Origin of the sequence: Cognatundibacterium jejuense, from assembly GCF_014284255.1 — a bacterium.
GTDB classification, from domain to species: Bacteria; Pseudomonadota; Gammaproteobacteria; order Burkholderiales; family Burkholderiaceae_D; genus Undibacterium; species Undibacterium jejuense.
This window is the reverse complement of record NZ_JACOFV010000060.1, coordinates 1-432: the sequence shown is the minus strand read 5'-3', so window position 1 is coordinate 432 and position 432 is coordinate 1. Positions and strand designations below refer to the sequence as shown.

General features: G+C 44.7%; 1 protein-coding gene. It reads left to right on the top strand.

What is annotated here, in order from left to right:
• A partial coding sequence (locus H8K32_RS20020; protein WP_186914401.1) for a DUF927 domain-containing protein occupies positions 1 to 432 on the top strand: 432 nt, incomplete at both ends.

Genomic DNA, 432 nt, shown 5'->3' with positions numbered 1-432 from the left:
CTCAAAGCTGGTTAGCGACCCATAGCTCAATAGAGCCTACTGCACAAAAATACTCTGATGCATTATTGGTACTTGATGAGCTTGGTCAAGTAGATGGAAAAGTCGTTGGCGATATTGTCTATATGCTGGCGAATGAGAAAGGGAAGGCACGCAATACGCCGGACAAGGGAAATAGGAAAATAACGACATGGAGAGAAATATTCATTACTGATGGTGAGATAACACTGGAAGCAAAAATGGCGGAAGCGGGTAAAAAGCCAAAAGCTGGACAGGAAATAAGGATGTCACATATTCGCGCTGATGCGGGTAAAGGCTTAGGCGTGTTCGATACATTGCATTCTTTTAGTGATGGCTCTGCACTATCTCGGCATTTAGTCAGCATGGTTCAGCAATACCATGGAACCGCTGGATTAGCGTTTGTAGAATGGCTGG